The following is a 17,580-nucleotide window of genomic DNA, read 5'->3' as shown; positions in this document are numbered from 1 at the left end:
CGACTCAGCGTGGGGGCAGCACGTCTTCGAGGTGCGCGCGCAGGTGCGCGGCGATGTCTACCCTGCTCCGGTCGTACAGCCACTGATATTGCAGGCCGTCCCACATCGCGATGAGCCAGGTGGCCTCGTGGGTGGGGTCGCGATGCGCCGGCAGATCGCCGTCGGCCTGGGCGAGCCGGAACAGCTCCGTGAAATACTCGCGGGCGTTCGCGAACCGGGTCGCGAAGTAGTCGTGGCCGGGATGCGCGGCGGGCACCGCTTCGCACGAGAGGACCGCGTAGACCTCGATCAGGCCCGGCTCGTCCCGGGCGCTGAGGGCGGCGCCGTCCGGGATGCTGCGGAGCATCTCGCCGGCCGACGCGGCTCCCCTGTATCCCTGGTTCCCGTTGACGGCGCTGTCGCGTTCGGTGAGGACGGCGCGCAGCAGCAGCTCTTTCGAGGCGTAGTGGTGCAGGAGGGTCGACTTCGACACTCCGACCGCCGTGGCGATGTCCTGCAGGCTGGTGTCGCCGTAGCCGTCGCGCGAGAACAGGCGTGTCGCATCCGCGAGGATCTGCGCGCGGCGGCGGCGGCCGACCGCATATCCGGGATCGGTGTCGGGCACCGCTGTCGTTCGCAGATCGGGCAGGGGGCCGGCCGGAGCCGTGGCGTCGGATGCGTCCTCGTCGTCGGGGTCCCGCCAACCGAGGGGTGACGCCCACAGGTTCTCGCGTTCCTCGAGCATCTCCACCACGTCGACCTGATCCGGAAGGTACTGCGAGAGCAGCTGCAGGCCGTCCCATCCCGCCATGTGCCGAACGGTCTCTCCGTCGACGTCGCGGTCGGCGGCGATCACGCCGTGGTACTTCGCATCCTCCAGGACATCGTTGCTCAGGGCCCGCAACCGGCAGTATCGCTCGCGCATCCGTTCGTGCGCGGGGTGGCCGGGTGCGGACGCCTCTCCGGTGAGTGCGGCGAACAGCTCGAGGTAGCCCTCGGTGCGGGCGTTGCGCTCGGCGATGCCGGCGAAGATCAGCTCGCCGGGCTCGGATGCTGCCGCGACCGCGCTGAACACCGTCTCGTTGTCGGCCTCGAGTGCGGCGACGACGTCGGCGAGCAGCTCGTCCTTCGACGCGAAGTGGCCGAGGAGACCCGGGTGGCTGACGGATGCCGCGGCGGCGATGTCGCGCAGAGACGTGGAACGGTAGCCGCGTTCGACGAACAGATCGTGTGCGGCGGAGAGGATGCGCTGCCGTGTCGCGGTGGCGCGCTCGTGTCGCGAGCCGGTCGGCGTGGTGGTCGTCATCGCATCCTCCTTCATCCTCCTATCCTCGCTCATTACCAACTGGTCTACTTTCACTTACCATTCGGTCGGGATTCGTGTATCGTCATGCCAGAACCGCGTCGCCCGAAGACGTGCGGTGAATCGAAAGGACTGTCATGACAGAGTTGTCATCCGCCGCTTCTGTGGCTGCGGTCGGCACCACCGGGTTCAAAGCCCCCGGAACCACGCCCCCGAAGACTCCGCGCGGCTACACGCCGGGCCTCGCCGTCGTCAACTTCGGCGTGTTCCTCGCGCTGCTCACGCCGGTGATGGTGTCGATGGCGTTCAAGATCCAGCACATCGACCCTGTCAACACCGAGGTCAGCCTCGGGCTCGTGATGGGCGTCGGGGCGGCCTTCGCCCTCATCGCCAATCCCCTCGTGGGCAGGCTCTCCGACCGCACGACCTCGCGCTGGGGCATGCGCCGCCCCTGGATCCTCGGCGGCGCGATCGTCGGTCTCGGCGGATTCATGCTCATCGGCGTCGCCTCCTCGGTGTGGATGGTGCTGCTGGCGTGGTGCCTCGTGCAGACGGCGATGAATGCGGTCCTCGCGGCAGCTAACGCGACCCTGCCCGACCAGGTGCCGGTGTCCAGCCGCGGCAAGGTCTCCGGCATCATCGGGATCACGACCCCCATCGGAATCCTCGCCGGCAGCTTCATCGTGAACTTCCTCCCCGGCGACTTCGAGCGCTTCGTCGTCCCCGGTGTCATCGCCCTCGTGCTCGTGATCGTCTTCGTCCTCGTCCTCAAGGACCGCCGCCTCACGGAGAAACCCGCCGAGAAGTTCACGGTCCGCATGTTCTTCGGGTCCTTCGTCTTCAACCCGCGCAAGCACCCCGACTTCGGCTGGACCTGGCTGACGAAGTTCTTCGTGATGTTCGGCTACGCCGGTATCGCCACCTTCCTTCCGCTGTACCTGGTCACGAAGTTCGGCCTCGACGAGCAGGGCGCGGTGGGCACGATCCTCCTCGCCAACCTCGCGTCGATGGCGGCGATGGCGATCTCCTCGCCCCTCGGCGGATTCCTCTCCGACAAGATCGGCAAGCGTCGACCGTTCGTCGCCATCGCCGGCGTGATCATGGTGGTCGGACTGGTGATCCTCGCCGTCGCCCCCGACGTCACGACCGTCATCATCGCCCAGGCGATCATCGGGCTCGGCGCCGGCTCGTTCCTCTCGGTCGATCTCGCCCTCGCCACCGAAGTGCTGCCCAACCCCGACGACGTCGCGAAGGACCTCGGTGTCCTGAACATCGCGAACGCTCTGCCGCAGTCGATCGCCCCCGTGATCGCCCCCGCCATCATCGCGATCGGCGCTGCGACGCCGCTCGGCGGCTACACCACCTGGTACCTGTTCGGCGCGCTCGTGGCGCTGGCCGGCGCCGTTCTCGTCTACCGCATCAAGGGAGTCCAGTGACCATGACCGAAACGACCGTCGCGCGCCCCTGGCTCGACACCGACCTTCCCGTCGACGAGCGGGTGCAGCTGCTGCTCGACGCCATGACGATCGAGGAGAAGGCCGGACTCTTCTTCCACACCATGATCGCGATCGGCGACCTCGAAGAGCCCAACCCGATCTTCGCGACGCCCTCCGCGAGGGAGTTCCTCGAGACCAAGCAGATGACGCACTTCAACCTGCTCGGCGCCGCGCCCACCGGTCGGGAGATCGCCGCGTGGCAGAACGCCCTGCAGCGGCTCGCGGCATCCACCCGCCTCGGCATCCCCGTCACCCTGTCGACCGATCCGCGGCACTCGTTCAGCGAGAACCCCGGTGCCTCGATCCTCGCGGGCCCGTTCTCGCAGTGGCCGGAGACCCTCGGTCTCGCCGCGATCCGTGACGAGGAGCTCGTCGAGCGCTTCGCCGACATCGCTCGCCAGGAGTACACCGCGGTCGGCCTGCGCGTGGCGCTGCACCCGCAGGTCGACCTCGCGACCGAACCCCGCTGGGCGCGGCAGACGGCGACGTTCGGTGAAGATGCAGAGCTCTCCGGCAAACTCGGTGCGGCCTACATCCGTGGATTCCAGGGCGCGTCGTTCGGACCCGGCTCGGTGTCGACCATGACGAAGCACTTCCCCGGTGGTGGTCCGCAGAAGGACGGTGAGGATCCGCACTTCCCCTACGGTCGCGAGCAGGTCTATCCTGGCGGCGAGTTCGAGCTTCACCTGAAGCCGTTCGAAGATGCGCTCGCAGCGGGCACCCGGCAGATGATGCCGTACTACGGGATGCCTGTCGGCACCGAGTACGAGGAGGTGGGCTTCGGCTTCAACAAGTCCGTGATCACCGGTCTGCTGCGCGAGCGCTACGGCTTCGATGGTCTCGTGTGCACCGACTGGGGTCTGATCAGCGACTCCGAGATCTTCGGCCACCCCTTCCCGGCACGTGCCTGGGGCGTCGAAGACCTCACGCCGCGCGAGCGGATGAAGAAGGTGCTGGATGCCGGTGCTGATCAGTTCGGCGGCGAGGCGAATCCGGAGCTGTTGCTCGAGCTCATCGCCGACGGGGAGGTGACCGAGGCCCGTCTCGACGTCTCGGCGCGACGCATCCTGCGCGAGAAGTTCGAGCTCGGACTGTTCGAGAACCCGTACGTCGACGAAGACGCGGCCGACGAGATCGTGGGTCGCGCCGAGTTCCGAGCCGCCGGGGAGGATGCCCAGCGCGCCTCGATCACGGTGCTCGCGAACGACGGCGTACTGCCGTTCGCCCGAGGACGGAAGCTCTACGTCGAAGGCATCGACGCCGAGGTGGCTGCATCGTTCGGAGTGATCGTCGAGACGCCGGGGGAGGCCGATCTCGCCATCATCCGCCTGCAGGCTCCGTTCGAGGAGCGCGCGACGATGTTCGAGAACTTCTTCCACGCGGGCTCGCTCGCCTTCTCGGACGAGGCCGTCGCTCACGTCCGCGAGATCGCCGCCGTCGTGCCGACCGTCGTCGACGTGCTCGCCGATCGCCCGGCGATCCTGACCCCGATCGTGGAGGTCGCCGCCGCGGTGACCGTGAACTGGGGCTCGTCGGGTGCGGCCCTGCTCGACGTGCTCAGCGGTGCGGTGCGGGCGCAGGGCAGGCTCCCGTTCGACCTGCCGCGGTCGATGGCCGCGGTCGAGGCCTCGCGCCCCGACGTCCCGTTCGACACCGCCGATCATGGGCTCTCGCTGTAGCCGCTGATCCGCCGGCCAGAATCGCCCCGCATGCTTCGGCCTGCGGGGCGGTTCCGTGTTTCGGCCGGCGTCCGTGGGTTCCTCCGGAGTCCTCGTGCGTCGTCCGCCGCGCGAAATGTCTCGGGCCAGCGAGACGTGCGAAGGATCTCTGGATATTTCCTGGACTTAACGCCCGTTATCCCGGAATACTGGCTGCAACATCGCTCGGCCGACAGATGTCGACCCGTGGGGGGGCCATGTGACGCGGAAGATCTGCATCACACGGGAGTAGCGAATGTCAATGTTGGACAGTACGACTCTGCGACGCCGCAGAGCAATCGGAGGAGGCATCGCCGGCGCCACCGTCGGCGCGGTGATCCTCGCAAGTGCCCTGACGCCGACAGCGGCGAACGCGCTGGATGCGGCGAATCCGAATGATCCCTCGGTCGCACAGGGGCAGATCATCCAGCTGCCCGCTGCGCTGCTGGGCGGCCTCGACATCGCGGCGCTCGGTCACACCGTGACCAGCAATCCCGCCGCCCCGGGCTCGGAGCTCGGCGGTCTGGTCGTGGGGCTGCTCGACGCGCTCAACATCGACGTCGGCACGCTCAACATCCCGCTGCTGACCGACGGCACGACGCCCGGTCTGCTGCGGCTCGGAGACCTGGGTGCCACGCAGAGCTTCAGCTCGTCGCCGACGCAGACCCAGTCGATCGCATCCTCGGGAACCATCACCTCGGGTGGAGCGATCGACACCGGCGCCATCGACGGCAGCGTGAACCCCGGCACCCTCGAACTCACCGATCTCTTCGACCAGCTCAACGTGGCCGGCCTCACCGACGCGGTCCTCGATCAGGCATCGGTCGGCATCGGCGCGCTCGCATCGCGCGCCGAGTCGAACGCCGGCACCGTCACGTCCGAGTACCGCATCGCGGACCTGGACCTCGACCTGCACAGCAACCTGGTCGCCGGACTCTCGACGACCCTCGCCTCGGCGATCCAGAGCACCGTGACCCCGGTGAGTGACCTCGCCGGCCCCGGGGGAGCGCTGACCGCGCTGGTCACGACCCTCGTGAACACGATCAACGCGATTCCGGATGTCCCGCTCGTCGCGGCCTTCACCGCGACCGGGGGAACGGTCGCCATCGCCGGACTCGACACCGTCGGACAGACCGTGACCACGCAGGTACTGCAGTCGCCGCTCGAGAACACGACGGGTTCGGTGTTCGTCGACCTGAGCACGGGGACGGTCTCCGTCGACCTCGCCAAGATCCTCGTCGAGACCGGAGCGGGTGCGGACCTCAACACCCTGCCCGCGAACACCCCGGTCCTCTCGGCCACCACGATCTCCGCCATCCAGCAGGGGATCACCTCCGCGCTGACGGGGACGCACCCGAACAGCCTCAACGGCAAGGTCTCCACGATCCTGAAGTCGACGCTCGATGCGCTCCAGGTGACGCTGACCGTGGGGGTCGACCTCACGGTTCCGCTCACCGGAACTCCACTCGTCTCAGGCGACGTGACCGTCAAGGGCTCGCTCGCGCAGTTCGCGGGCACCGCCACTCCGGTCCCCGTGGTCACGACCGACATCACCCTCGCTGGCCTCAACATCGGGCTGCTCCTCAACCCCGTGGTCGCCGCGGTCACGAATGCGGTCGCCACCACGACCGGTCCGCTCGTGAACACCGCGTTGAACAGCGTGATCCCGCTCGTGCAGCCGGCGCTCGCCGCTCTGACGGGTCCCGTGCTCACGACGCTCGACCCCGTGCTCCAGGGAGTGCTGGCGGGGGTCGCGACCATCACGATCAACGAACAGCCGGCCACGGGGGACATCCCCGGCGGCAGCTTCACCGTGCGGGCCCTCGGAGTGAATCTGCTCCCTGCCGTCGGCGGCGGAGTCTCTCTCGACCTCGGGTCTTCGACGGTGAAGGCAGCGGCCACCGCGGTCGCCGCGATCGATGCCGCCGCCACGGTGCAGGCGGGAACCGGTCTTCCCGTCACCGGATCCGGCTGGCCCGCGAACACCGACGTCACGGTGCAGCTGACGGCGCCGGGGGGCGCAGCGGTCGGCGACCCGGTGACGGCGACCACGGATGCGTCCGGTGGGCTGACGCTCTCCTACCCGGTTCCCGCATCGGCGGTACCGGGCACGGGCTACACGGCCACGGCGACCGACGGCACGAGCACGGCGACGGACACGACCGAGGTCACGGCTGCGGCAGCGATCGATGCGGCCCCCGCCGTGCAGGCGGGCACTGATCTCGCGGTCTCAGGGACGAACTGGCCCGCGAACACTCAGGTGTCGGTGCAGCTGCAGGCGCCCGGCGGAGGCGCGAACATCGGCGGCCCTGAGCTCGTGACCACCGACGCGTCCGGCACGTTCACCCTCGCGTACCCGGTGCCGGCAGGAACCCCCGCGGCCACCGGCTACGAGGTCGAAGCGACGGTCGGCACCCAGACGGCCACCGACACCACCGAGGTGACGGATGCGCCGGTCGCGGCGATCGACGCGGCAGCGACAGTTCAGGCGGGCACGAGTCTCCCGGTCACAGGCGCGAACTGGCCGGCCAACACCGCGGTGTCGGTGCAGCTGACCGCACCCGGCGGCGGCGCGAACATCGGCGGTCCGGAGACCGTGACGACGAACGCATCCGGTGCGTTCACGCTCGACTACCCGGTTCCGGCATCCGCTGCGCCCGGCACCGCCTACACGGTCACGGGCACGGCCGGTGTGATCACGGCGATCGACACCACCGAGGTGACGGCCGCTGCGGCCGTCGATGCGGCGGCAACCGTGCAGGCGGGGACGAGCTTGCCGGTGACGGGCACGAACTGGCCGGCGACGACGCAGGTTTCGGTGCAGCTGACGGCTCCCGGCGGTGGGAACATCGGTGGCCCGGTGACGGCCACGACGGACGCCTCCGGCGGTTTCACCGTCGACTATCCGGTTCCCGTATCCGCGACACCGGGCACGGGTTACACCGTGACGGCGGCCGTGGGCACTCAGATCGCCACGGACACGACCGAGGTCACGGCCGCGGCGGCGATCGATGCGGCGGCGACGGTCCAGGCGGGTGCAAACCTTCCGGTCACGGGCACGAACTGGCCGGCGACCACCGAAGTGTCGGTGCAGCTGACGGCTCCCGGCGGCGGGAACGTCGGCGGACCGGAGACCGTCACGACCGACGCATCCGGTGGGTTCACGCTCGACTACCCGGTGCCTGCATCAGCCACGCCCGGAACCGGCTACACGGTGACCGCGAACGTCGGCGCGCAGACCGCGACCGACACGACGGCAGTGACCGCGGCGGCGACCGTCGATGCGGCGGCGACCGTGCAGGCGGGTAGCGATCTGCCCGTCGCAGGGACGAACTGGCCGGCGGACACCGTGGTCTCGGTTCAGCTCACGGCCCCCGGCGGCGCGAACATCGGCACACCCCAGACGGTGACGACGGGCGGGCTCGGCGGATTCTCGCTCGACTACCCGGTACCGGCCGGCACCCCGGCCGGCACCGGCTACACGGTGACGGCATCGGTCGGGGCTCAGACGGCGACCGATACGACCGAGGTCACTGCCGCTCCCGTCGTGGTCGATGTGGCCCCCACGGTTCCTGCGGGCACCAACCTGGCCGTCACCGGCTCCGGCTGGCCCGTGAGCTCCCCGGTGTCGCTCCAGCTGACGGCTCCGGGCGGGGGCGCGAACGTCGGTGGCCCGGTGACGGCGACCACGGACGCGGCCGGTGCGTTCACGGCGAACTATCCGGTGCCGATCGGCACCACACCGGGCACGGGATACACGCTCACGGCGACATCGGGCGCGGTCACCGGTTCGGACACGACCGAGGTGACGGTCGGCGACCCGGGCGACGTCAACACGAACGCGGCCGCCTCGGCTTCGGCCTCGGCCGATGCGACCGCAGACGGCGACCCGTCAGCGCAGGCAGCCGCGGAAGCCGCCGCTCTCGCCGACGCGACGTCCGTGGCATCCGCCGCAGCGACAGCCGATGCCACGTCGGCCGCCGAATCCGCGGCCACGACCACGGCATCGACGACCGCCTCCACCGATGCGACGTCGACGGCGAATGCCTCCGCGGCGGTCGCCGCTCAGGCGGCGGCGCAGGCGGATGCCTCGGATGACGCGAACGCCTCGGCGTCGACGGCGGCGGAGTCGAACTCCGCAGCCTCGTCGGAGTCGGCGGCGACCACGGATTCGTCCACGGACGCCTCGTCGGAGGCTGCGGCGAACACGAACGCGGCAGCATCGGCATCCGCCTCGGCGAACGCCGATGCCACCACCGCTGCCGTCGCCGAAGCATCCGCACAGGCCGCGGCATTCGCCGATGCGACGGCTGAAGGGTCGGCAGCCGCCGATCCGGCGGCCGACGCGGCGTCGGAGGCGGCGGCGACAGCCACGTCGTCCACGTCGGCGACAGCCGATGCGACCTCCGAGGCCAATGCCGGTGCGGCCATAGCCGCCCAGGCCGCGGCCCTGGCCGACGCGACGACGAACACCGCAGCCGAGGCTTCGGCGACGTCGGACGCCAGTACGAGTGCGGCATCGAATGCGAGCGCGGCGGCGATCGCGAACGCCTCGACCGATGCCTCCTCGGACGCGGTCGCCTCGGCGGATGCCTCAGCGGAGATCAACACCAACGCCTCGGCGTCGGCAGCGGCCTCGGCACAGGCAGACGACGACAGCAACGCCTCGGCGGAGGCAGCGGCAGTGGCTGCGGCACTCGCTGACGCGACCAGTCAGGCCTCGGCAGCCGCAGACGTATCCGCCAGCGCCGCGGCTCAGGCGGCCGCAACCACGGATGCCTCCACGGACGCCTCCACCACGGCCACCACGGCAGCGAACGCCTCGGCCGCTGCGGCGGCGCAGGCTGCGGCGCAGAACGACGCGACCTCCACGAGTGCGGCGGACGCCTCGGCTTCGGCCGACGCGGACCCGAACGCCTCGGCGGCTGCGGCGGCCAACGCCTCGTCGTCGGCCACGGCCTCCGCATCGGCGGCCGCTGATGCCTCGGCAGAGGCGACGGCTGCGGCATCCGCTTCGGCCACGGCATCGGCATCTGCCGACGCAGCGGCCGATCCGACCGGGAACATCGCCATCGCGCTCAAGTCCCCGGTGCTGGAGCGGGGCAAGCAGCAGACCGCGGTCGGCACGGGCTTCCAGCCCGGGGAGAGGGTCACCGGCGTGATGGCCTCCGACCCGATCGCGCTGGGCAGCCAGGTCGCGAACGCGCAGGGCACGGTCACCTTCACCTGGACCGTCCCGTCCGCCACCGATCTCGGAACGCACGCCGTGACGCTGACCGGTGCGAGCTCCGGCAGCGTGTCGGCCTCGTTCCAGGTGGTGGCATCGGGCCTGGCCACGACCGGCGGACAGATCCAGAGCGGATGGATCGCTCTGGCCGCACTGCTCCTGGTACTCGGCCTGGGGACGATGAGACTCGCGAGATCCCGACGACGACTGGTTCAGACGGAGTGATCGCGATGCAGGAACGCTGAGTGGTCGGGACCGTTTCCCCACGGCGGTCCCGACCCTCGGCGGTACGGAGGGAAGTGAATGAGCACGAAACCCGAGTCCTCACCGGAGCTCGATGTGTCTGCATCGAAGGCAGCGGCCGCCGTGCGTCCGCGTCCGACCTGGTGGGTGAAGCTCATCGCCTTCGCCGCCTGTCTGCTCACCCTCTGGCATATCGGGGCGTCGTTCCTGTGGATCGCGCCGTATTCGGCACTGCGCGAGATTCCGACGCAGGAGGTGCTGTCCGGCTACATGCTGCCGATGTTCGGTCAGTCGTGGAGCGTCTTCGCGCCGGAGCCCATCAACGGCGACTACCACTTCAACGTCCGCGCCGTCATCGAGAAGGACGGCGAGCAGGTCGAGACCGGTTGGGTGAGTGCCACCGATGTCGAACTCTCGATGATCCGCTACAACCTGTTCCCGCCGCGCGCCGGCATCCAGTCGAGCGAAGTGGCGAGCGGACAGATGAACGCCTACAACAAGTTGAACGCCGACCAGCAGGCCGTCATCGGCCTTGATTTCGCCGAGGACGGGTGGGAGGAGTGGATGGTCCGCTCCTTCGACGAGCTCGAGGGCGACAACCCGTCGACCGAGAAGTACATGGCCGAGGAGCACCTCTCCACCGCCTACGCGACCCAGGTGGCCTACGCGATCTGGGGAGCCGATGCCGTGGTCAAGGTGCAGTACCGCGTGAGTCGTCAGAACGTCGTCCCCTACGCTGACCGCAACGATCCGAGCGCACAGCGTCCCGACCCCACGTTCTCGACCACCGGATGGCGCCTCCCCATAGAAGAGGAAGGCCAGAGCCGCGAGAACTTCGCGGACACCTTCCGCGGGCAGTTCGAGAGGAACCAGCCGTGAGTGCCCCGATCAAGACCGCGGCACCGAAGGCGGAGACGAAGAAGGCGGAGACGAAGAAGGCGGAGACGAAGAAGAGGAAGGATGCTGCGCCGCGGAGCACGACGACGTCGGCGACCTCCCCGGTTGTCACACCTCCCGCTCCTCCTCGCGAACCCGTCCCGGCCCCGGCGAGCACTGTGCCTCCGCGTTCATTCGTCACCCGGCTGCTGACCTTCGTCTCGTCGATGATCGGCGGCCTCTGGGCGATGGTGCTCTCGGCCGTCGACCGCATCTCGGCGTTCGTCGGCGACTGGCTCTTCAACGGCAAGAAGGCACTCTACGGACTCGCGGTCACGCGCATCCTCTTCGGCGTCACCGCGATCGGTCTGCTCGCCTCCAACTTCACCACCCGTCTCTACACCTTCGGATCGGGCTCGGCCTGGAACGGCGAGCTCGCCGAGCCCGTGAGCGAGTTCCCGAAGATCTGGGTGTTCAGCGCCTTCCACGCCGCCATGGGGAACGACGTCGTCTACACCGCCCTCTATCTGCTCCTCGGAGTGCTCGCGGTGCTGTTCGTCCTCGGCTGGCGATTCCGCATCGTGCTGCCGGTCTTCTTCTGCCTCTGGGTGGGCTTCATCGAGGCCAACGACATGGTGGGCGACCAGGGCGACAACATGTTCCGCATCGCCCTGTTTCTCCTGTTCTTCGCAGACCCGGCGGCGCGGTGGTCGCTGGACGCGAGGCGACGGGCGAGGTCGGGGGAGTGGTTCGCCCCGAACAGCCAACCGGTGTTGCTGGGGACGATGTTCCACAATCTCACTCTCGTGGCGCTCACGGCGCAGGTGTGCTTCGTGTACGCCTCCGGCGCGCTGTACAAGGCCGGCGGCGCGCCGTGGGAGGAGGGGTACGCGGTCTACAACCCGCTGCAGACGGCGCGGTTCGGCACCTGGCCGGTGCTGAGCGATCTCGTGACGACATGGGGGCCGATGGTCACGGTAGCGAGTTGGGGGTCGATCATCCTGCAGGTCGCGTTCCCGCTGATGCTGTTGACGCGTCCGACGCGCTTGATCGGTCTGCTCGGCATCCTCTCCTTCCACATCGGCATCGCCGTGCTCATGGGGCTGCCGTGGTTCTCGCTCACCATGATCGCGATCGACTCGATCTTCATCCGCGACCGCACGTGGGGGCGGCTCAGCGCCGGGACGAAGCGGCGATGGCAGGAGGCCAAGTCGGCGTCGCCACCCGCGGTGCCCGTCGACGCGGAGAGGGCTCCGGTGGGCCCGACTGTGGTCTGACGACAATCCGGCGGGGACATGTGCCCGTCGGGTGTTGGAGGGTCCAGACAGTGCAGTTCGCTCCTGGTTGTGGCAGACCTACCATGGGAGCATCCCAACTCTCCTGGAGGAAAGCCATGGTCGACGCTGCCGTCCGTCCTACGACGACACCCGATGAATCGCACGAGAGCGCCGTCGCAGCGCGGATCGATGTCGCCCGCGTCAACGACGCCCTGATGGGCACCTGGGGCGACGTCCGCCGCCAGGCGCGCGAGATGATCAAGGACTCCGCGTTCTGGCGCAAGGACGAGCTGGGCAAGGACGAGCACCGGGAGCGCGTGCTCAGCCAGCTGCACCTGCTGGTCGAGAACAAGGCCGTGCACCGCGCGTTCCCCAAGTCGCTCGGCGGCGAGGAGAACAACGGTGCCAACATCGCGGGCTTCGAGGAGCTCGTGGTGGCCGACCCCAGCCTGCAGATCAAGTCCGGCGTGCAGTGGGGTCTCTTCGGCTCGGCGATCCTGCAGCTGGGCACGAAGGAGCACCACGAGAAGTGGCTTCCCGGCGTGATGGACCTCTCCATCCCCGGAGCCTTCGCGATGACCGAGATCGGCCACGGCTCCGACGTCGCCGCCGTCGGCACGACCGCGACATACGACCCGGAGACGGAGGAGTTCGTCATCAACACCCCGTTCCGCGGGGCGACGAAGGAGTACCTCGGCAACGCGGCCCTGCACGGCATCGCGGCGACCGTGTTCGCGCAGCTGATCACCAACGGCGTCAACCACGGCGTGCACTGCTTCTATGTGCCGCTGCGGGGTGAGGACGGCGTCGACCTTCCCGGCATCGGCCGCGAGGACGACGGACTCAAGGGTGGACTCAACGGCATCGACAACGGGCGCCTCTCGTTCGACCACGTGCGTGTTCCCCGCACCAACCTGCTCAACCGCTACGGAGACGTCGCGGTCGACGGCACCTACTCCAGTGCGATCGACAGCCCCGGCCGACGCTTCTTCACGATGCTCGGAACGCTCGTGCAGGGACGCGTGTCCCTCGACGGTGCGGCATCCTGGGCCTCGGCGCTCGGCCTGCACATCGCGATCACCTACGCCACCCAGCGCCGCCAGTTCGACGGTGCGGACGGGCAGGAGGTCGTGCTCATGGACTACGGCAAGCACCAGCGTCGTCTGCTCCCGCGCCTGGCGACCACCTACGCGCAGATCTTCGCGCACGACGAGTTCCTGCAGAAGTTCGACGGCGTCTTCTCCGGTCGCACCGACACCCCGGCCGACCGTGAAGACCTCGAGACCCTCGCCGCCGCCCTCAAGCCGCTGTCGACGTGGCACGCGCTCGACACGCTGCAGGAGGCCCGCGAGGCCACCGGCGGTGCCGGGTTCATGTTCGAGAACCGTCTGGTCGGACTCCGCCAGGACCTCGACATCTACGTCACCTTCGAGGGCGACAACAACGTCCTGCTGCAGCTCGTCGGCAAGCGTCTGCTCACCGACTACGCCAAGCAGTTCCAGGGCAAGGACGCCGCGGCGCTCGCCAAGTTCGCGGTGGGCATGACCGCGGGCAAGGTGTTCCACGGAGCCGGACTCCGCCAGCTCGGCCAGGCCGTCTCGGACTTCGGTCAGGTCAGCCGCTCGGTCGAGCGCGGGTTGCGCGAGGAGCAGCAGCACGACCTGCTCGCCGGTCGCGTGCAGCAGATGGTGGCCGACATCGCCTCCCGTCTGCGCCCCGGCGCGAAGGACAAGGCGCTGGGCGCTCGGCTGTTCAACGAGAATCAGGCCGAGCTCATCGAAGCCGCGCGCGCGCACGGAGAGCTGCTGCAGTGGGAGGCGTTCACCGACGCCGTGCACCAGATCGACGACCCCGACACCAAGAAGGTGCTCACCTGGCTGCGTGACCTGTTCGGCCTGCAGCTGATCGAGAAGCACCTCGCCTGGCACCTGATCAACGGACGCCTGTCGACCCAGCGTGCCGCGGCCGTGTCGAGCTACATCGACCGGCTGTGCGCTCGTCTGCGCCCGTACGCCCTCGACCTGGTGAACGCGTTCGGCTACGAGCCCGAGCACGTGCGCGCGCCCATCGCGAGCGGCCTGGAGAAGCAGCGTCAGGACGAGGCCCGGGCGTACTACGCCGACCTCGCCGCGACCGGCAAGGCCCCGATCCAGGAGAAGGCGCTGAAGAAGAAGCAGCGCTGACCCGCCTGCAGATCGCCACGCAGGGATCCCGCCCCGGTCTTCGCATCCGCGGCGGGATCCCTGCGTCCGGGAGTCGTCCTTCCTGAATCGCGAACGCGGTCAGGAGAGCGAGGTGAGATCCACGCCGCGCTCAGCGGCCAACGCCTGGAGCTTCTGTGCGGCATCGGTCTCGACGCACACGCACGCCTGCAGTCCCTCCGCTTCGTCGCGCAGCAGGTAGTAGCTGTCCGTGTCGGTCAGCTGGGCGCCGCCGGCGTCGAAGAACAGCCATCGCACGCGCACCAGCGCGAGCCGGTCGGAGAGGTCGCGCCGCTCGAGGAGCTCGAATCCGACGGAGGCCAGTCCGAGCCGCTGGTAGATCGGATACGACTGCCGCAGACCGTCGACCATCGCGTCGCGGGAATCCAGCACCCCCGAGGTGCGGTCGTTCACGATCATCCCCGGCGCCGACCACAGGCCGGCGGCGGTCTCGGCATCGAACGCCGTCAGGCTGTCGGCGTAGCGGGTGAGGTAGTCGGAGATCCGGTCGTCGGAGGCGGTCATCCCGCGAGCCTAGACGCGTCAGAAGGAGAACGCCCCCACCCTTGACAACCGCCGAGTCGCTCCACACGATCGTTTTCCCCGCCGCCCTGGGTAGTCTCGGCAGGTACCCGATCCGAGGAGTCCGAGATGCCTGCCGTGAACGCCTATGCCGCACCCCGTGAGGCCGCCCCGCTGGAGAAGACCGTCGTCGAGCGACGTGATCTCGGACCGCACGATGTGCTCATCGACATCGCGTTCGCCGGCATCTGCCACTCCGACATCCACACGGTGCGCGGGGACTGGGGGCCGCAGCAGTACCCGCTCGCCCCGGGGCATGAGATCACCGGCACGGTCGCCGCGGTCGGCGAGGCCGTCACCCGGCATGCGGTGGGTGACCGCGTCGGCGTCGGGTGCCTGGTGAACTCGTGCGGCGAGTGCCGCAACTGCCTCCGCGGCGAGGAGCAGTTCTGCACCGAAGGCGCGGTGCTCACCTACGGCAGCATGGACAGAGACGGCACCGTGACCCAGGGCGGCTACTCCGAGCAGGTCGTCGTGACCGAGGCCTTCGTCCTGCGCATCCCCGACGCGCTGCCTCTGGATGCGGCCGCGCCGCTGCTGTGCGCCGGCATCACGACCTACTCGCCCCTGCGGCACTGGAACGTCGGACCGGGCACTCGTGTCGCCGTCGTCGGTCTCGGCGGACTCGGGCACATGGGCGTGCAGATCGCGCACGCACTCGGCGCCGACGTCACCGTGCTCTCGCAGACCCTGAGCAAGAAGGACGACGGTCTGCGACTCGGCGCCGATCACTACCGCGCGACGAGCGACCGGCAGACGTTCCGGGAGCTGCGCTCGTCGTTCGACGTCATCCTCAACACCGTGAGCGCCGTGATCGATCTGCGCTCGTACCTGAGCCTGCTCGACGTCGGTGGGGCCCTCGTCTGCGTCGGCGCACCCGCCGAGCCGCTCTCCGTCGGGGTGATGTCGCTGATCGGCGGGCGGCGTTCACTCGCAGGCAGCAACATCGGCGGCATCCGCGAGACGCAGGAGATGCTCGACTTCTGCGCCGAGCACGGCATCGCCGCCGAGATCGAGGTGATTCCGGCATCGGACATCAACGTCGCATACGAACGCGTGCTCGCCTCGGACGTGCGGTACCGGTTCGTGATCGACGCCGCCACCTTCGCCGACTGACGTCGGCGCGGGCCCGCCGGGAGTTAGCGGCGTCGAGCCGTCGGCAGATCGATCGGACCGGTGACCGAGAGCTCGTCCTCCCAGACCTCGATTCCGCGGACCTCGGGGAGTCTCGCCTTCGTGAACACCGGATCGAGTCCCTCGCGCCGCTGCTGCGTGTAGTCCTTGAGGAGCTTGAACGCGACGCCGGACAGAAGGGCGATGGCCACGAGGTTCACGATCGCCATGAAGCCCATCGCGCCGTCGGCGAAGTTCCACACCACGTCCGCCGACACGATCGAGCCGACGAAGACCGCGGCGATGGCGAAGAGCCGGTAGCCGAGAAGGACGGCCGGCTTCGACGTGATGAACTCGATGTTGGTCTGGCCGTAGTAGTAGTTGCCGAGGATCGAGCTGAACGCGAGCAGGAAGATGATCACGATCAGGAGGATGTTCGACCAACTGCCGAGCGCGCCGACCACGGCCCCCTGCGTCAACCCGATGCCGCGCTCCGCGTTCGCGAGGTCGGGGACCGAGACGAGGATGATGAACGCGGTGATCGAGCACACCAGGAACGTGTCGAAGTACACCCCGAGCGTCTGGACGAGGCCCTGCTTCACGGGGTGCGTGACGGCGGCGCTGGCGCCGGCGTTGGGCGCGGAACCGAGCCCCGCCTCGTTCGAGAACATGCCTCGCTTGACGCCGGTGAGGATGATGTAGCCGAGGGCCGCGCCCACGATCTCGTTCGGGCCGAAAGCCTGAGTGAAGATGAGGGCGAACACCTCGGGGAGACGCTCGATGTGCATCGCGACGATCACCAGCCCGAGAAGCAGGTACAGCAGCGCCATGATCGGCACGAGCGTCTGGGTGACCGAGGCGATCCGGCGCACACCGCCGAAGATCACCAGACCCATGAGGATCGCGAGGGCCGCGCCGATCGCCCAGGGCAGCCAGGCCGCGGCCTCGCCGTCGAGGCTCCCGGCGATGGTGGCCTGGATGGTGTTGGCCTGCAGGGAGCTGAAGGCGATGGGGAAGCAGATGATGAGGATGATGGCGAAGAGGATGCCCATCCAGCGCGCGCCGAGCCCGCGCTGCATGTAGTAGGCCGGACCGCCGAGGAAGCCGTCCTTGTCACGCGTCTTGTAGAGCTGCGCGAGTGAGGACTCGATGAACGACGACGCGCCGCCGATGAACGCCATCAGCCACATCCAGAAGATGGCACCGGGGCCGCCGATCGCGATCGCGGTGCCCACGCCGGCGATGTTGCCGACGCCGACGCGCGAGGCCGCGGAGATCGTGAACGCCTGGAACGCCGAGACCGACTGCGGTTCACCGCTCTCGGTGCGCGGGGTCCTGTCCGTCAGCGTGCGGAACATCTCCGGGATCAGCCGGAACTGCACGACGCCGGAGCGGACCGTGAAGTACAGCCCGAGGAGGACGACGACGGGGAGGACGATCCAGGTCCACAGGTTGTCGCCCCAGGTCAGCAGCCATTCATTCACAGCATCCATCCGCACAGTCTGGTGGATAGGCCGCCGCCAGACCAGCATTCTGGTGCTGCACTCCCGGATGATCCCGGATCGGGCGGGTGGTCGATGAGCGGT

Annotated in this window: 10 protein-coding genes; 7 read left to right on the top strand and 3 right to left on the bottom strand. The window is 68.9% G+C overall.

What is annotated here, in order from left to right:
* Positions 1 to 4: 4 nt before the first annotated feature.
* On the bottom strand, positions 5 to 1,285 hold the full coding sequence (locus CQ042_RS05845) for a TetR/AcrR family transcriptional regulator (RefSeq protein ID WP_105669619.1): 1,281 nt from the start codon (positions 1,283 to 1,285) through the stop codon (positions 5 to 7).
* 134 nt (positions 1,286 to 1,419) lie between these two features.
* Here CQ042_RS05845 and CQ042_RS05840 point away from each other — a divergent pair, with 134 nt between their 5' ends.
* The 6 genes from CQ042_RS05840 (at position 1,420) to CQ042_RS05815 (ending at position 14,281) form a co-directional block, all read left to right on the top strand.
* The gene (locus CQ042_RS05840) at positions 1,420 to 2,718 is read left to right on the top strand and encodes an MFS transporter (RefSeq protein WP_105669521.1); all 1,299 of its coding nucleotides are present in this window, start codon (positions 1,420 to 1,422) and stop codon (positions 2,716 to 2,718) included.
* A gap of 2 nt (positions 2,719 to 2,720) precedes the next feature.
* On the top strand, positions 2,721 to 4,457 hold the full coding sequence (locus CQ042_RS05835) for a glycoside hydrolase family 3 protein (RefSeq protein WP_105669520.1): 1,737 nt from the start codon (positions 2,721 to 2,723) through the stop codon (positions 4,455 to 4,457).
* 280 nt (positions 4,458 to 4,737) lie between these two features.
* A complete protein-coding gene (locus CQ042_RS05830; RefSeq protein ID WP_105669519.1) occupies positions 4,738 to 9,927 on the top strand; it encodes a choice-of-anchor G family protein in 5,190 nt (1,729 codons plus the stop codon).
* A gap of 78 nt (positions 9,928 to 10,005) precedes the next feature.
* Positions 10,006 to 10,824 carry a DUF5819 family protein gene (locus tag CQ042_RS05825; RefSeq protein ID WP_105669518.1) on the top strand — a complete coding sequence of 273 codons (819 nt, stop codon included), beginning with the start codon at positions 10,006 to 10,008 and terminating at the stop codon, positions 10,822 to 10,824.
* Positions 10,821 to 12,098, top strand: a complete 1,278-nt coding sequence (locus tag CQ042_RS05820; protein WP_105669517.1) for an HTTM domain-containing protein — start codon at positions 10,821 to 10,823, stop codon at positions 12,096 to 12,098. The genes CQ042_RS05825 and CQ042_RS05820 overlap by 4 nt, the downstream gene beginning before the upstream one ends.
* A 116-nt stretch (positions 12,099 to 12,214) precedes the next feature.
* Complete coding sequence (locus CQ042_RS05815) at positions 12,215 to 14,281, top strand: acyl-CoA dehydrogenase (RefSeq protein WP_105669516.1); 2,067 nt, start codon at positions 12,215 to 12,217, stop codon at positions 14,279 to 14,281.
* A 99-nt stretch (positions 14,282 to 14,380) separates the two neighbouring features.
* Here CQ042_RS05815 and CQ042_RS05810 read toward each other — a convergent pair whose 3' ends face one another.
* Positions 14,381 to 14,824: a hypothetical protein gene (locus tag CQ042_RS05810; protein ID WP_105669515.1), complete on the bottom strand. Its 444-nt coding sequence runs from the start codon at positions 14,822 to 14,824 to the stop codon at positions 14,381 to 14,383.
* A 126-nt stretch (positions 14,825 to 14,950) separates the two neighbouring features.
* Between CQ042_RS05810 and CQ042_RS05805 the strand changes: the two genes are divergently transcribed.
* Positions 14,951 to 15,997 (top strand): NAD(P)-dependent alcohol dehydrogenase, encoded by a 1,047-nt coding sequence (locus CQ042_RS05805; RefSeq protein ID WP_105669514.1) that lies wholly within the window; start codon positions 14,951 to 14,953, stop codon positions 15,995 to 15,997.
* Between the two features lie 23 nt (positions 15,998 to 16,020).
* On the opposite strand, the gene CQ042_RS05800 is transcribed toward CQ042_RS05805, so the two are convergent.
* Positions 16,021 to 17,487, bottom strand: coding sequence for a sodium:alanine symporter family protein (locus CQ042_RS05800; protein ID WP_105669513.1), 1,467 nt, complete (start codon positions 17,485 to 17,487; stop codon positions 16,021 to 16,023).
* Between the last annotated feature and the right edge of the window lie 93 nt (positions 17,488 to 17,580).

Origin of the sequence: Microbacterium sp. MYb62 (assembly GCF_002979475.1) — a bacterium.
GTDB lineage: Bacteria > Actinomycetota > Actinomycetes > Actinomycetales > Microbacteriaceae > Microbacterium.
Note: the sequence above shows the minus strand (reverse complement) of the source record. Positions and strands in the feature narration are given on the sequence as shown.

What these genes read in the sequence shown, in the direction of transcription:
- CQ042_RS05825 (WP_105669518.1), top strand. Translation starts at nt 10,006, where the DNA reads ATGAGCACGAAACCCGAGTCCTCACCGGAGCTCGATGTGTCTGCATCG.
- CQ042_RS05830 (WP_105669519.1), top strand. Translation starts at nt 4,738, where the DNA reads ATGTTGGACAGTACGACTCTGCGACGCCGCAGAGCAATCGGAGGAGGC.
- CQ042_RS05845 (WP_105669619.1), bottom strand. Translation starts at nt 1,285, where the DNA reads ATGACGACCACCACGCCGACCGGCTCGCGACACGAGCGCGCCACCGCG.
- CQ042_RS05835 (WP_105669520.1), top strand. Translation starts at nt 2,721, where the DNA reads ATGACCGAAACGACCGTCGCGCGCCCCTGGCTCGACACCGACCTTCCC.
- CQ042_RS05810 (WP_105669515.1), bottom strand. Translation starts at nt 14,824, where the DNA reads ATGACCGCCTCCGACGACCGGATCTCCGACTACCTCACCCGCTACGCC.
- CQ042_RS05815 (WP_105669516.1), top strand. Translation starts at nt 12,215, where the DNA reads ATGGTCGACGCTGCCGTCCGTCCTACGACGACACCCGATGAATCGCAC.
- CQ042_RS05800 (WP_105669513.1), bottom strand. Translation starts at nt 17,487, where the DNA reads ATGGATGCTGTGAATGAATGGCTGCTGACCTGGGGCGACAACCTGTGG.
- CQ042_RS05840 (WP_105669521.1), top strand. Translation starts at nt 1,420, where the DNA reads ATGACAGAGTTGTCATCCGCCGCTTCTGTGGCTGCGGTCGGCACCACC.
- CQ042_RS05805 (WP_105669514.1), top strand. Translation starts at nt 14,951, where the DNA reads ATGCCTGCCGTGAACGCCTATGCCGCACCCCGTGAGGCCGCCCCGCTG.